Source organism: Mycobacterium sp. (assembly GCF_049278535.1).
Taxonomy (GTDB): domain Bacteria; phylum Actinomycetota; class Actinomycetes; order Mycobacteriales; family Mycobacteriaceae; genus Mycobacterium.
In genome coordinates this window covers 1-12,758 of record NZ_JBAPMI010000231.1, presented here as the reverse complement: position 1 = coordinate 12,758, position 12,758 = coordinate 1, and the positions used below count along the sequence as shown (strand labels likewise).

10 protein-coding genes are annotated in these 12,758 nt (G+C 66.7%); 4 read left to right on the top strand and 6 right to left on the bottom strand.

All coding sequences use genetic code 11. The features are described 5' to 3' along the window. The coding region (locus tag WAO18_RS15930; protein ID WP_422207226.1) for a 2-oxoglutarate dehydrogenase E1 subunit family protein at positions 1-185 on the bottom strand (185 nt) is incomplete at its 3' end. A 232-nt stretch (positions 186-417) separates the two neighbouring features. Then, on the bottom strand, positions 418-1,173 hold the full coding sequence (locus tag WAO18_RS15925; protein WP_422207225.1) for a hypothetical protein: 756 nt from the start codon (positions 1,171-1,173) through the stop codon (positions 418-420). A gap of 259 nt (positions 1,174-1,432) precedes the next feature. On the opposite strand from WAO18_RS15925, the gene WAO18_RS15920 reads away from it, so the two are divergent. Then, on the top strand, positions 1,433-2,029 hold the full coding sequence (locus WAO18_RS15920; protein ID WP_422207224.1) for a PadR family transcriptional regulator: 597 nt from the start codon (positions 1,433-1,435) through the stop codon (positions 2,027-2,029). After that, positions 2,026-4,167, top strand: coding sequence for an MFS transporter (locus WAO18_RS15915; protein ID WP_422207223.1), 2,142 nt, complete (start codon positions 2,026-2,028; stop codon positions 4,165-4,167). Before WAO18_RS15920 ends, WAO18_RS15915 begins: the two co-directional genes overlap by 4 nt. Positions 4,168-4,179: 12 nt before the next feature. Here the strand turns inward: WAO18_RS15915 and WAO18_RS15910 are convergent, their stop codons facing one another. Continuing rightward, positions 4,180-7,602, bottom strand: coding sequence for a TM0106 family RecB-like putative nuclease (locus tag WAO18_RS15910; protein ID WP_422207222.1), 3,423 nt, complete (start codon positions 7,600-7,602; stop codon positions 4,180-4,182). A gap of 30 nt (positions 7,603-7,632) precedes the next feature. Next, positions 7,633-8,211, bottom strand: coding sequence for an LppP/LprE family lipoprotein (locus tag WAO18_RS15905; RefSeq protein ID WP_422207221.1), 579 nt, complete (start codon positions 8,209-8,211; stop codon positions 7,633-7,635). 82 nt (positions 8,212-8,293) lie between these two features. Here WAO18_RS15905 and WAO18_RS15900 point away from each other — a divergent pair, with 82 nt between their 5' ends. Then, positions 8,294-10,003, top strand: coding sequence for a DEAD/DEAH box helicase (locus WAO18_RS15900; RefSeq protein WP_422207220.1), 1,710 nt, complete (start codon positions 8,294-8,296; stop codon positions 10,001-10,003). Then, positions 10,000-11,136 (top strand): acyltransferase family protein, encoded by a 1,137-nt coding sequence (locus WAO18_RS15895; RefSeq protein WP_422207219.1) that lies wholly within the window; start codon positions 10,000-10,002, stop codon positions 11,134-11,136. Before WAO18_RS15900 ends, WAO18_RS15895 begins: the two co-directional genes overlap by 4 nt. On the opposite strand, the gene WAO18_RS15890 is transcribed toward WAO18_RS15895, so the two are convergent. Beyond that, positions 11,117-11,704 carry a TetR/AcrR family transcriptional regulator gene (locus WAO18_RS15890; protein ID WP_422207218.1) on the bottom strand — a complete coding sequence of 196 codons (588 nt, stop codon included), beginning with the start codon at positions 11,702-11,704 and terminating at the stop codon, positions 11,117-11,119. The genes WAO18_RS15895 and WAO18_RS15890 overlap by 20 nt on opposite strands. Then, positions 11,705-12,758: cytochrome P450 (locus WAO18_RS15885; protein WP_422207217.1), on the bottom strand; the 1,054-nt coding region annotated here is incomplete at its 5' end.

The window sequence follows — 12,758 nt, the reverse complement described above, 5'->3', positions numbered from 1 at the left end:
GCCGGGGTCGCAGCCGCTGCGGCCGGTTTCACGTCGGCCGGGGCGTCGCTCGTCGGTTCGGGGTTGTAGTCGACCAGAAACTCATGCCAGCTCGCATCGACCGAGGAGGGGTCTTCGCGGAACTTGCGGTACATCTCCTCGACCAGCCATTCGTTCTGCCCGAATGGTGAACTCGTACTGCTCACAGCAGCTGCTCGCCTCGATTCCTCTGTCCGGAAGCGCTATGCCACGCTTGCCACTAGGTCCTCTACGTACGCACGGTGCCCGGCACGTCTCACTAGATTGCCCGGCTCCTCCTCGGGACCGTGACCGGCCCGCATCGTCGCCGGGCGCCTGCGGCGGCGCCGACAGGCCGCCCCATAAAGGCTAACCCTTCGGCGGCGATCCGCCATGTGAGTTCGGACCGGCTTCTCGCACTCAACCAGCGTCGGAAACTGTCGGCAGCAGGTGCAGAGTGACCGGCCACCGGGCCGGCGGGCTTCCGAACGCATTGCGGGAGTTGCGGACGATCTTCTTGCCCGCGATCCGGTTGCCGACAGCGCCGACGAGGGCGCCTATCCCCACCGGGAGCAGCTTGCCGAACAGCAGCGCGCTACGTCGCAGCGTGAACCGTCGAACAGCCCGCTTGAGCAACCGCGAGTTCAGCTGCGACAAGGCCGGCATCGGCAGCGATGCCACGCCCTCCGACAGCCACGCCCCATTCCTGCGGCCTCCGCCGATCAGTTCGGCCATGGCCTGCTTGCTGTCGTCGCCAACCAGCACCGACAGCACCAGCGCGCGCCGCCGCTCCCGATCTTCGATCGAAACGCCGTACACCGCCGCGATCGCCAGTGCATAGAAGGCAGTGGCCTCCAGGAACACCGCGGTCTCGCCGGCCGCCGCGGACAGTGCGGCCAGTGTGCCCAGCCCCGGCAGCACTGCGGTCGAACCCACCGCGGCACCGCTGGCCGTCACAGCGGTCACGTATCGCTTCTCCAGTTTCGAGACGATCGTGGCAGGGCCGGCCTCGGGATCCGCGCGGCGCAGCCTGTCGACATACGCGGCCGCAGCGGGCCCCTGAATGCGCGAGCTGCGCTCGATGATGCTGGCCAAGGCGCGCGCCGACCGCTTGGGCTTCCCCTCAGGGGTGGCGGGCAGCGTTTCGGCCGATGACCGGGTCCGTCGGGCGCTCATGAATGCCTCCGCGTCTGATGGCCCGGTTCCTCCGCGGGCCGCTTCGCAGCCCGCATTGTCGCCGGGCGGTGTGCATTGCCCGGCTCCGTTGCGAGCAGTTAGCCCTTTCAGGCTAGCGCCGGTACCGGCAAACGTGGGGCCAGGCGTCGCGGCGAATAGTCCATTCGGAATAATCCGGCCTAGACACGTTCGATGACGATGCGAGGTCACGCCCGGCTCGACGATGAGCCGGGGCGGCCCGCCGAGCTACGGATAGTCGATGGCCTACCAACTCAACTCGCTGGGTATCTCGGTGCTGGCGCTGCTCCGGGGGCGCCCGATGCACGGCTACGAGATGTTCCAGACCCTGGTCGGCCGCCATGCGGACCGCATCGTGAAAGTCCGGCCCGGGTCGCTGTATCACGTGGTTGACCGGCTGACCGAGGAGAAACTGATCCGCCGGGCGGCGACCGCGCGCGACGGCAAGCGGCCCGAGCGGGCCATTTACGAAATCACTGACGCCGGCGCCGAGGCGCTCGCCGATCGGGTGGGCCAGCTGATCGCGATGCCGGCGCATGAGTTTCCGCAGTTCGCCGTCGCACTTGCCGAGATCGATACCCTGGAGGACGACGCCGCGGCGGACGCCGTCGACCACCGTGTCGGGGCGCTGGAGGCCCGGGTCGCCGAAATCACGGCGCTTCGCGACGCCAGCGTCACGCCGGCCGGATATCTGGTGGCATTCGATTACTTGCTGGCGACGATGCAAGCCGAGCTGTCCTGGCTGCGAGGCTTCGCCGAGTCGATGCGATCAGGCGGTCCGAAGCCGCCGCTGACGGCGTGCGACAAGGCGCGAAGCCACGACGAGGTAGGGATATGAGCACGGCGAATGTTCACGGACGACCCGGTGGTTCCCGGGGCGCCGCGGAACCCAACCGCGCCGACATTTTGAATCCCTGGAACGCGTTGTGGGCGATGATGGTCGGCTTCTTCATGATCCTGTTGGACTCGACGATCGTCGCCGTCGCCAATCCCAGCATCATGATCAAGCTCGGGGCCGGCTACGACACGGTCATCTGGGTGACCAGCGCCTACCTGCTCGCATACGCGGTCCCGCTGCTGGTGTCCGGACGACTCGGTGACCGGTTCGGCCCGAAGAACCTCTACGTGATCGGGCTGGCCATCTTCACCGCCGCGTCGCTCTGGTGCGGCCTGTCGGGCACCATCGGGATGCTGATCACCGCGCGGGTGCTGCAGGGAATCGGTGCCGCCGTGATGAGCCCGCAGACGCTGTCGGTGATCACTAGGATCTTCCCTCCTGAGCGCCGCGGAGTGGCGCTGAGTGTCTGGGGTGCCACAGCGGGCGTGGCCACGCTGGTCGGACCGCTGGCCGGCGGTGTGCTGGTCGACGCGCTGGGCTGGGCCTGGATCTTCTTCGTCAACGTGCCGATCGGGCTGATCGGTCTGGGGCTGGCGGTATGGCTGATACCCGACCTGCCCACCCAGCGGCACCGCTTCGACCTGGCCGGTGTCGGGTTGTCCGGGGTGGGAATGTTCCTGATCGTCTTCTCCCTGCAGGAGGGACAGTCCAGCAGCTGGGCGCCGTGGATCTGGGCGGTGCTGGTGGCGGGCATCGGCTTCATGACGGCATTCGTCTACTGGCAGTCGGTCAGCAAAGAGCAGCCGCTGATTCCGCTCGATATCTTCCGTGACCGAGACTTCAGCCTGGCCAACATCGCCGCGGTGGTGATCGCATTCGCCGCCACCGGGATGGTGCTGCCGCTGATGTTCTACGCGCAGGCCGTCTGCGGTTTGTCGCCGACGCGTTCGGCGCTGCTGACCGCGCCGATGGCGATCACCAGCGGTGTGCTCGCGCCGTTCGTCGGCAGGATCGTCGACCGGTCCCACCCGCGGCCGATCGTCGGATTCGGCTTCTCGGCGCTGGCGATCGGGCTGACCTGGCTCTCGATCGTGATGACACCGACGACCGCGATCTGGGAGTTGATCCTGCCGTTCTTCGTGCTCGGTGTGGCGATGGCGTTCATCTGGGCGCCGCTGACCGCGACCGCGACCCGCAACCTGCCGCCGCGGTTCGCCGGTGCCAGTTCAGGCGTGTTCAACGCAACCCGGCAGGTGGGCGCAGTGCTGGGCAGTGCGGGCATGGCCTCGTTCATGACGTCGCGAATCACGACCGAGCTGCCGCTGATGCCCGACGGGGCGTCGGGCCCTCCGGGCCGTGGCGGGATGGCCTTGCAGATGCCGGCGTTTCTGCGCGAGCCGTTTGCCGTTGCGATGTCGCAGTCGATGTTGCTGCCGGCGTTCATCGCGCTGTTCGGCGTGGGGGCAGCACTGTTCCTGGTCGGTGCCGCCGGAACGTCGACTGCCGGGGCGCCCGCGGATGATGCGCCGGCCTCCGGCATCGACGGCGTCGACGCACCGACCCGGCGAGTTCGGGTACGGCCCAGCGCCGCAGACGGTTTCGCCAGTGGCTTCGACGGCTTCCGCGATGGCTTCGACGATGACGACGACTACGTGGAGTACACCCTGTCGCCCGCACCGGCCGCATCGCCGAAACCGTCCCGCGCGGCCGCCCGGCCGCCGCGTGGGCATGTCCACGAGCCCAGAACCGAGCCGTTGGCCACTCATGCCGAGCATCCGCGGTCGGCGCCGGCCGAGAACTGGCACAGCGCCCCCGTCGAATCATGGCGCAGCCTGCTCGACGACCTTGATTCGGCCCCGGAGGCCGAGCCAATCGGATTCGTCCACAACGGCTTCCACGACGACGACGAACCGCGCTTCCGGCCAATGGAGCAATTTCGCCCGGAGGACTACCGCCACGATGAACCGTTCTTCGATGACATCGACACCTATGGCGGATCACGCGAACGCTCGTCGCGGCCAGGCGCCGCCCCCCGAGACGAGTTGCGTAACGGCGATCACCGGCCACCGCACAACAGACGCCACCGACCGGGCCCCGACGACGGCAACGGGCGGCATTCGTATCCCGGCTCGCAGTAGCGAGACACGCTGTTACGACGGAGGGCCGGAGCCCGTCAGGGCCAGGAACGCGCCGAGATCCACCACACCCGAAGGCGCGGTCGGTAGGTAATCCGTCAAGGTCTCAGCCCGCACGACCACCGCGGCGTACTGCGCGCGGCTGATCGCGACGTTCAATCGATTGCGGTTGAGCAGGAACGGGATTCCCCGCGGAATGTCCTCGACGGACGAGGCCGTCATCGAGACGATGGCCACCGGAGCCTCGGTGCCCTGGAACTTGTCGACGGTCCCGACCCGCACATCGCCGAGCCGCACGGCGGCCAGGTGTTTCCGTAGCAGCAGCACCTGCGCGTTGTAGGGGGCCAGCACCAGCACGTCGGCGGCGGCCAACGGCCGGGTGCCGGCTTCGCTCGTCCAGGTCGAGCCGACCAGGGTCTTGATCAGGTCGGCGATGGCCTGGGCCTCCTCGGGGCTCTCGGTCGAGTTGCCTTCGTGGCGAACGCGAAGCACCTGCACTCCGGGCGGGTATCCATCCAGCCGACGCGCCTCGGTGATCTCGCGGAGTGACTGCAATCGTCCCTCGTAGGCCAGCGCCGACACCGGCGTGCACACCGCGGGGTGCATGCGACGCGAGCTTTCCAAGAAGTAGCCGCGTTCGGCGGGCAGGGTGCGGTGGTTTTCGACCAGCCAGCCCAGGGCGGATCCGTCCACCGGTTCGGGATGTGTGCCCTGGCTGACCTGGGGGAGCTGCTGCGGGTCGCCGAGCAGCAGCAGGTTGGCGGCCGCCGACGCCACCGCGATCGTGTTGGCCAGACAGAACTGGCCGGCCTCGTCGATCACCAACAGATCCAGGCTTTGCGGCGGAACCCGGCCCGGGTTGGCGAAGTCCCAGGCGGTGCCGCCGATCACGCATCCCGGTGTGCCGCCGATGAATGCGGCGTATTCGTTCTCGCTGATCTGCTGCCATGCGACGTCGTGACGGTCGGCTTTCTTCTTGGCGACCCGCATCGGATCGATACCGGCGTTGATCGCACCCCGGAGTAGGTTTTCCACCACCGCGTGCGATTGCGCGACAACGCCGATGCGCCAACCATATTCGGCGACCAGCCGAGTGATTACGTGTGCGGCGGTGTACGTCTTGCCGGTCCCGGGTGGTCCGTGTACCGCGATGTAGGACGAGTCCAGGTCGAGCAGGGCGGCGGTGATGTCGTCGATAGCGTCGGCGTGTCGGGGGAGGTCGGCGCCGCTGCGGGTTCGGGGCCGGTGGCGCAGCAGAATATCGGCCACCGCGGTGCGGGGGAGCTGCGGCAGGCCCGCCGCGACGTCGGCCGCGACCGTTTCGATAGCGTCGCGCAGCGGCTTGGTCGGGATCGGCGGGCCCGGCGTCAGCGCGAACGGGAGTTCGGGAAAAGTGCTGCCGTCGGCCGGAGTTCGCTCGAGGATGACCACCTCGGTCGGCACGCTCGGATCATCGACCTCGATGACCGTGGCCCGGCCGGTGGCACGTCGATCCGGGTCGTCGGTCAAGCCGGACGGCGCCGGTGGATCGTAGAGCGCATAGACATCTGAGTTGATCGCTCCGCGCGCCAGTTCACCGGTCAACTGCACCCGTCGCTGCAGCTTCTGCGCGCGTGGCGGCTTATGCCAGTCGACCGTAACCTCCGCCTTGTCGACAATGAAGACGTCTGTCTCGTCAGCCCATTCGTCGACGGGGTAGTTCAGCCGGTCGAAATGCTTCCACCAGAACGGCTTGTCCTCGCGCTGGTGATAGCCACGGGCAGCTGCCACCAGCGCAACCGCCGTCTGCTCGGGAGTACGGTCAGGGCTTGCCGCAACGCCGGCGAACTCCTCCAGTTTCACTGCGAGCCGGTCTGCTTCTTCGATGGTGCCGCCATCCGAAACAGGTTGAGCGCCAAGCGGTGTTACGCCACTCTCGTAGGCCCGCAGGATCAGCCAATCGCGAAGTTCGCGGGTGGATCGGCAGTCGTACAAGTTGTAGTCTTCGATCTCCTTGAGCACTGTCGCAGCCTCGTCGGCTTCGCCATTGCCGCGCAGTTCGCAGTATCGCGCATACTGCGTGATCGAGTCGGTGGCGGTGGTGACGTCGCCTGTCCGCAGCTGCGACCCCATGTATAGCGGCTCCAGCGCCTTCAGACTGAGTGACTCGCTACCGGTCCGAATGCTCTTGCGCACAATCGGATACAGGTCGACCAGCGTTCCGCTGCGTAGCAAGTCGTCGACCTCGTCTTCACCGACGCCGTGCCGGCCGGCCAGCCGCAGCAGCGCCGTCTTCTCGTAGGCGGCGTAGTGGTAGATGTGCATGTTAGGAAATCGCTTGCGCCGCTTGGCCACCAGCGCAAGGAAGTCGGTGAGCGCCTTTCGTTCGTCGGGCCGGTCGTGCGCCCACAGGGGATGGAACGCACCCGCTTTGCCGCTTTCGAGGACACCGAACAGGTACTCCAGGCCCCAGTCGACGCCGTCGGCGGTCCACAGCGGGTCGCCCTCGAAGTCGAAGAACAGATCTCCCTTATCGGGGTTGGGCAGCAGGGTCAGCGGCTGGGGGTCGGCGACCTCGAACTGCGGTGTGCCGGTGGCGCGTTCGCGGATCTGAAGTTTGGCCTGTGCGACCAGCGTATTCAGCGAGCGGGCGGACAAGTTGGCGACAGGAGCGGTGTGCTCGGCCAGCTCGGCCACCGTGGTGATGCCCGCATCGATCATCTTGGCGCGCTGGGTGACCCGCATTCCCGCGACCAGCAGCAGGTCGTCGGCGGCGCGCACCTGCTCCTCGCACACCGGGCAGCGGAAACAGGCCCGCACAACGTCGTCTTCCCAGCGCACGGGCGCACCGTGGGCGTAGTGATCGTCGAGTAGGCGCTGCAGTCGGGCGCGCTGCTCGCGGTACACCGGGATCAGCTCGTCGACCTGGTAGGTGACCGCCGTGCCGTTGCCCAGGATCAATTCGGCTTCCGGGTGCACCGGAATGCCGGCCTGACTCAACGTGTCGGCGTACGCGGCAATCTGAAGCAGCGCAGTCACTTTCGCCGAGCGGGCCAGCTTCGTGTCGGAAACCTGGTAGCGGCCGTCGCGGCGGACAAGAAAGTCGGCGAACCCGACGAAGCGGCCGTCGAACATGGCGGCCTGGTAGACCACCGGCGCGCCGTCCTCGATCTTCCGCCGGGTCTGCGCCGCGGCCGCGGTGACGTTCTCGATGGTGAACGGGAAGGGACGACCAATGACGGCAACGTCGCCTGGGTGTTCTTCACGCAGCTGGTCGAGCCGGCGCTGCTCGTGCTCATCACCGAGCGACGCGGTGCGCTCCAGCAAATCGTCGGTGACGGTGACCCCTTGACCCCAGCCGAGTTTCGCGTCGAATTCCCGCAGCAGGGCGTATTCACAGCGCGCGGCGGATGCGAGATCCGACGCGCTGTAGATGATGCTGTCGCCTGCCATGAACACAGCAGTCACTGTAGGCCGCTACACCGACAATCAGCCGGCGTTGGCGATCAGCTCCACCCCGTTACCGTTCCAGCGGAATTTCACGATGCTCGGCAGGCCGATACCGCCGGAGTAACTCAGCGCCACCGTGTCGCCGGTGCACTGCGAGCTGTCGATGCCGTTGAACCCGTACGTGTCGGGCACGCCCTGCGGCGGTATCAGTTTGCCGAGATGGAACAGCACCGCCCTGGTGTTGGGGCTCTCGGCGTTGGTGTTGGCCTTGACGATCACCGCTGACAGCTGTGCGCACTGATTGAAATTGCCGGCCAGCGGCTCGGGGTTCCACGGCTGATGGCTGCGGGGGTCGTGCGGCAGTTCGGATACCCCGCGGGCGATCGCGGGGTCGGCGAGGTTGACCGCGCACGGGTCGACGGGCCCGGGGCTGGTCGGGGCGGCGGTCGCAGCGGGCGGAGCCGCCGCTGAATGTGGCGCGGCGGTCGGATGGGTGGTGGGCTCCGGCGTCTTGGCGACGGTCGAATCCCCTGATCCGCACCCGCTCAGCGTCGCGGCGAGCAGTGCGGCAGCGATGAGCCCGGTCCACCGCCGGTTACCGCAGAGTCGTGTCCACACAACGCCGCACCGTACCTTGACCAGGCCTGTCGACGCGGCAGGCGTGGCCGAGCGGCAGTTGACCACTAAACTTCGTCTCGACATGGACTCCCCGGATGATCACACGGTGACCTTCGCCGACCTGCAGATTCACCCATCGGTACTGCAGGCGCTCGGCGATGTCGGATATGAAACCCCCTCCGCGATCCAGGCGGCGACGATTCCGGCCCTGATGGCGGGGTCGGATGTGGTGGGGCTGGCCCAGACCGGGACCGGCAAGACGGCGGCGTTCGCGGTCCCGATCCTGTCGAAGATCGACACCAGCAGCAAAGTCACTCAGGCGCTGGTGCTGGCGCCGACGCGGGAGTTGGCGCTGCAGGTGGCCGAGGCGTTCAGCCGGTACGGCGCGCACCTGTCTCAGATCAACGTGCTGCCGATCTATGGCGGCTCGTCGTACACGGTGCAGTTGTCCGGTCTGAAGCGCGGCGCGCAGGTGGTGGTCGGCACCCCCGGGCGGGTGATCGACCATCTCGAGCGCGGAACGCTGGACCTGTCGCACGTCGATTACCTGGTGCTCGACGAGGCCGACGAGATGCTGGCGATGGGCTTCGCCGAAGAAGTCGAGCGGATCCTATCCGAGACACCGGAGTACAAACAGGTGGCGTTGTTCTCCGCGACGATGCCAGCGGCGATCCGCAAGCTCAGCGCGAAGTACCTGCACGACCCGACCGAAGTCAAGGTCGAGGCGAAAACCGCTACCGCCGAGAATATTTCGCAGCGCTACATCCAGGTCGCCGGTCCACGCAAGATGGACGCGCTGACCCGGGTGCTCGAAGTCGAGTCGTTCGAGGCGATGATCGTCTTCGTCCGCACCAAACAGGCCACCGAAGAGGTCGCCGAAAAGCTGCGAGCCCGAGGGTTTTCCGCCGCAGCTATCAACGGCGACATCCCGCAGGCCGTGCGCGAGCGGACCATCGCTGCCCTCAAGAGAGGTGGCGCCAAGGGAATCGACATTCTGGTCGCCACCGATGTCGCCGCCCGCGGCCTGGACGTCGAGCGAATATCCCACGTGCTCAACTACGACATCCCGCACGACAACGAGTCCTACGTACACCGGATCGGGCGCACCGGCCGGGCGGGACGGTCGGGGTCGGCGCTGCTTTTCGTGTCGCCGCGGGAACGCCACCTGCTCAAGTCGATCGAGAAAGCGACCCGGCAAAAGCTCATCGAGGCTCAACTGCCCAGCGTCGACGATGTCAACGCGCAACGAGTGGCGAAATTCGCCGACTCCATCACCGACAGCCTCGGCTCGCCCGGTCTCGATCTGTTCCGCCGTCTGGTCGCCGATTACGAGCGCGATCACGACGTCCCGATGGCCGACATCGCGGCGGCCCTGGCGTTGCAGTCGCGTGACGGTGAAGCCTTCCTGATGTCGCCCGAGCCACCACCTGAGCGCCGGCCGAAAGAGCGTCCGGACCGGCCTGCCAAATCGGTTCGCGGCCCAGGCGACGGCCCCAAAAAGGGCTTCGCCACCTACCGCATCGCTGTCGGCAAGCGACACAAGATCGGACCGGGCGCGATCGTCGGCGCGATCGCCAACGAAGGTGGCTTGCATCGCAGCGATTTCGGCCACATCACGATCAAGCCGGACTTTTCGTTGGTGGAGTTGCCGGCCAAGTTGCCACATTCGACGTTGAAAGCGCTTGAGAAGACCCGCATTTCCGGTGTGCTGATCAACCTGCAGCCGGATCGAGCTCCAGGGAAAGACCGCCGCAGCGGTCGCGGTGCGCCGCGGCGGGATCACAAAGGATGACCCAGGCCGACACCGAGGCCCAGGGCGGACTCGAGCAGGTCGCGGGACCCGATCGAGTCGCGTCGTTGACGGGTATCCGCGCGGTCGCAGCACTTCTCGTCGTCGCGACGCATGCGGCGTACACCACCGGCAAATACATCGAGGGCTATTTCGGTCTGGTGTGCTCGCGGATGGAGATGGGCGTCCCGATCTTCTTTGTGCTGTCGGGTTTTCTGTTATTCCGCCCGTGGGTGAAGTCCGCGGCGAAGGGCGGCGCGGAACCGTCGATCCGCCGCTACGGGCGGCACCGGATCCGGCGCATCATGCCTGCCTACGTCGTCACGGTGCTGGCCGCGTACGTCATCTATCACTTCCGGCACGCCGGGCCGAATTTCGGCCACACCTGGATGGGGCTGTTCCGCAATCTCACGTTGACGCAGATCTACACCTTCAACTACATGCGCGGCTATCTGCATCAGGGCTTGACCCAGATGTGGAGCCTGGCGGTGGAAGCCGCGTTCTACGTGGTCCTTCCGCTGCTGGCCTACCTGCTGTTGGTGGTCCTGTGCCGCCGGCAGTGGCGGCCGAAGCTGCTGCTGTTCGGTATCGGTGCGCTGGCGCTGATCTCGCCGGCGTGGTTGGTGGGAGTTCACCTCACCACCTCGATTCCCAACGGGGCCCGGCTGTGGCTACCCACCTACTTGATCTGGTTTCTCACCGGTATGGCCCTGACGGTGCTGCAGCGGATGGGTGCGCGCTGTTACGCCTTCATCGCGTTGCCGCTGGCCACCATCTGCTACTTCATCGCCTCAACGCCAATCGCGGGGGATGCGACCACTTCGCCGCTCGGCCTGTCGCAGGCGCTGTACAAAGCGGTGTTCTACGCCGCGATCGCCGGGCTGGCGGTAGCACCCCTGGCGCTCGGCAACCAGGGCTGGTACAGCCGATTCCTGGCCAGCCGACCGATGGTGTGGCTCGGCGAAATCTCCTACGAGATCTTCTTGATCCATTTGGTGACAATGGAATTCGCGATGGTCTACATACTGCAGGATCACGTCTACACAGGTTCGATGCTCGGGCTGTTTGTGGCGACGGTCGCGATCACCATTCCGCCGGCCTGGCTGTTGCACCGTTTCACCCGAGTGCGCGGCTGACCTGCTCGGCGGGCACCACCACCGGAGCGACGAACTCGGTGAGCATCGCCCGCTCGTCGGCTTCATTGTGACCGGGGAAGATCAACAGCGACGTGATTACCCGGACCAGCCAGCGGCCGCGTTCCGCGACATGCGCCGGGTGGTCCTCCCCGAGCGAGGTGACGAATGCGTTGGCCAATGCCGTGATCACGTCGGACTGCTCCGCCAACTCCGCACCCAATGGCGGGGTGGCCGTCGCGAACCAGGCTGACAGTGCCGGGCTTTCGCGGACCAGGCGGAGCGTGGTGACGATGCCGGCGACCAGTCGTTCCCGCGGGTCCTCGATGTCGTCGACGTCGATCGACTCGGACAGCCGATGGGTTTCGCGGGCCACATAGGCGCTGCGCAGCGCGTCGCGGTTCTCGAAATAGCGGTACAGCGTCGCGCGGGAACACCCTGCGGCCTTCGCGATCTCGTTCATACCCACGGAACTGGGATCGTGGCGGGTGAATAACTCTTCGGCGGCGTCGAGAATGCGGTCGGCCGCCACCTCGGTGCGCCGCTCCGCGAGCCAGTCGTTGGCCGCCATCTACGACGTCACCCGGAACGGCACCGATAGCGGGCGCCGCACATAGCTGCCGCCGGCCCATACAACGCCTGCTTCGTCGACCTCGAAATCAGGGCAGCGCGAGAGCAATTCGGTCAATGCGACCCGCGACTGCATGCGGGCCGCGGCCGCCCCCAGGCAATGGTGGGCGCCGTGACTGAAGGTCAGAATGTTGCGCGGGCAGCGGGTGACGTCGAGTTCTGCTGCATCCGAGCCGAATTGGCGCTCGTCGCGGTTGCCCGAGCCGTAGACCAGCAGCACGCGGCGACCGGCCGGCATCGTGGTGTCGCCGATGGTCGCATCACGAGTGACGGTGCGGGCCAGCGCCTGCGCCGGCGAGGTCAGTCGCAGCAGTTCGTCCACGGCGGCGGGGATGCGTTCGGGGTCATCGATCAGCAATTGGCGCTGATCGGGCCGGTTGTGCAGCAACGGCATGGAGCCACCGAGCATTCCGGTCACGGTGTCGTTGCCGCCGGTGACCATGGTGAACGTGAAACCCAGGATCGACAGCACGCCGGCGATGTCGCCGTCGGCGCCGACGCCCGCCGCCACCAGGTGCGAAATGGTGTCGTCCTCGGGTTCGGTGCGGCGATGCTCGATCAGCGCGGTGAAGTAAGCCATCATCGACCCGACCGCGTCTCCGACGGTCTCCAGCGCGACTGCAATGCCGCCTTCAGCGGTGTTCGCCGCCACGATGGCTTGGGTCCAGCCGTCGAATTGGACCCAATCCTCCTCGGGCACACCGAGATAGTGCGCCACGACCATCGACGGCAGCGGCTTGAAAAGCTCGGCGACGATGTCGCCGCCACCGTTGGCGACCAGCCGCTCGAGGCGCTGCACGACGAACTCGCGCACCTTGGGCTCCACCGCCTCGACCTGGCGTGGCGTGAATCCCCGCGACACCAACTTGCGGAACTCGGTGTGCACCGGTGGATCTTGCATCACGAACGGCGGATTGTCCTTCAGCCCAATCATTTCCAGGTCACCATAGTTGACGGTCAGCCCTTGCGCCGACGAGAAAGTCTCGTGGTCGCGC